The organism is Polaromonas sp. P3_C2 (genome assembly GCF_056402675.1).
In genome coordinates this window covers 1-1,858 of sequence record NZ_JBFUGX010000737.1, presented here as the reverse complement: position 1 = coordinate 1,858, position 1,858 = coordinate 1, and the positions used below count along the sequence as shown (strand labels likewise).

Sequence of the window (1,858 nt, the reverse complement as noted above, 5' to 3'; positions counted from 1 at the left end):
CGTCTGGACCTCCGCTCCTCGGCGCATCCACAAGGGCCAATCAGGGGCGGGGACAAATACCGGGTACTCAGGCGGAACGGAAGATGAAATACACCGCGCCCACCATGCACAGCGCGGCCCACAGGTAATCGAGTTTCAACGGCTCATTCAGGTAAAACACCGCAAAAGGCACGAACACGCTGAGCGTGATCACCTCCTGCATGATCTTGAGTTGCCCGACGCTGAACTGGGTAAAGCCGATGCGGTTGCCGGGCACCTGCAGCAGGTATTCAAACAGTGCGATGCCCCAGCTGATCAGCGCTGCGATATACCAGGGCGAGGTGGCCAGGTTTTTCAGGTGTCCGTACCAGGCAAAGGTCATGAACACGTTGGACAGCAGGAGCAGACCGATGGTTTGTGCCGATACCGGGAGGGACTGTAGGAACTGCATCAATGGCTCCGTGAATGAAATTTAGACAAACCGCCCGACCAGCAGCAGCACAATGGTCAGCGTCACCAGGGCCAGTGCGGTGGACACCACCACACTGGCAGTAATCAGGTCTTCCGCGACCTTGTAGCGCTGGGAAAACAAAAACACATTGGCACCGATCGGAAGGGCCGATGCCACCACCATCACCGCCATCGGCACGCCACCCACACCCAGCAGGCGGCACAAGCCGAACACCAGCAAGGGATGCAGCAGGTTTTTCACGCCAGCCAAAGCCAGCGCCTGGCGCCAGTGCTCCCCCACACGCGTGTTGGCCAGCGTCACGCCCACCAGCACCAGCGCCAGCGGACCGAAGGCATTGGCCAGCAATTCCAGTGGCTTGTCGACCACCGCGGGAATCGTGAGGCCGGTCTGCGCAAACAGCAGGCCCGCCATGATGGGCAGCGGCACCGGGTGCAGCAGCGCGTTTTTCACGGCCATCAACACCGTGGCCACCGGGTGGCGTGGTGCGGTGGTGACTTCATCGGCCGTGCCCAGCTTCTGTTCGTGCGCCACCGCCAGTTCCAGCACCACCGTGGCGCTGGTCAGCAACACCAGCGAATGCACCGAGACCAGCGTAAACAGCGTCACCAACCCTTCGGGGCCATACATCAACCCGACCAGCGCGATGCCGATCATGACGGTGTTGGAGAAGGTGTTGGCCAGTGCCAGTACGGCGGCGCGGCGGTTAAAGCCCTGCAGCAGCAGGGTGCCACCAAACAACACGACCACGGCCAGAAAGTAAGCCAGCACGGGCTTGAAGTCCAGCTGCTCAATACGCACCTTGCTCATGGTGCGAAACAGCAGCGCTGGCGTGAGCAGCAGAAAGACCAGGTTTGAAAGGTCTTTTATCGCTCCGGGCCTTACCCACTGTGCGCGACCAGCTATGAAACCTGTAGCAATCAACAACACGACGGGAAGCAGGGACACGAAGACAAGCTGGTTCATTGCGCAATCTTAGCGTGCGGGTTGCCAGGCCGTCGCGGTGCCGTCTCCGTATTTTGCGGGACGGCTCCGCTTAAAAAGCGTCAGCCACGGCAGTTTTGTGCGCGGCTCTTACCTGACGCTGGTTGCATCCGTAATGCGGTAGTAAAGACCGTAAGAGTCGTCGTTCAGGACCAGGAAGCGCCCCTCCACCACCACCGGCTCCATGCTGTATTTCACCGGCGTTTTGGTTTTGACTTCGACCATGCTCTCGGGCCCGCCGGGCAGGCAGAAGGCGCAGGTCAGCGGCACCGACGAGAGCAAAAAATGCTTTTGCTTTTCACCCGGGTCCAGCGGCATCATGAAGCCCTGGATGCGCTGGGTTTTCTGGTTCAGCGCCATCTGGTCGAGGGTGAAGACCGGCAGGATCCGGTTTTTCTCGTTTTTGGTTTTCACCGCCGTCAGCAC

General features: G+C 60.1%; 3 protein-coding genes. All 3 read right to left on the bottom strand.

The features are described 5' to 3' along the window. Positions 1-67: 67 nt before the first annotated feature. Complete coding sequence (locus AC1DWI_RS21355) at positions 68-430, bottom strand: DMT family protein (protein WP_457279960.1); 363 nt, start codon at positions 428-430, stop codon at positions 68-70. Between the two features lie 21 nt (positions 431-451). Further along, a complete protein-coding gene (locus AC1DWI_RS21350; protein WP_477668037.1) occupies positions 452-1,414 on the bottom strand; it encodes an AEC family transporter in 963 nt (320 codons plus the stop codon). A gap of 108 nt (positions 1,415-1,522) precedes the next feature. Continuing rightward, on the bottom strand, positions 1,523-1,858 hold a 336-nt coding region (locus AC1DWI_RS21345), incomplete at its 5' end, for a DUF3299 domain-containing protein (protein WP_477725695.1).

What these genes read in the sequence shown, in the direction of transcription:
- AC1DWI_RS21355 (WP_457279960.1), bottom strand. Translation starts at nt 430, where the DNA reads ATGCAGTTCCTACAGTCCCTCCCGGTATCGGCACAAACCATCGGTCTG.
- AC1DWI_RS21350 (WP_477668037.1), bottom strand. Translation starts at nt 1,414, where the DNA reads ATGAACCAGCTTGTCTTCGTGTCCCTGCTTCCCGTCGTGTTGTTGATT.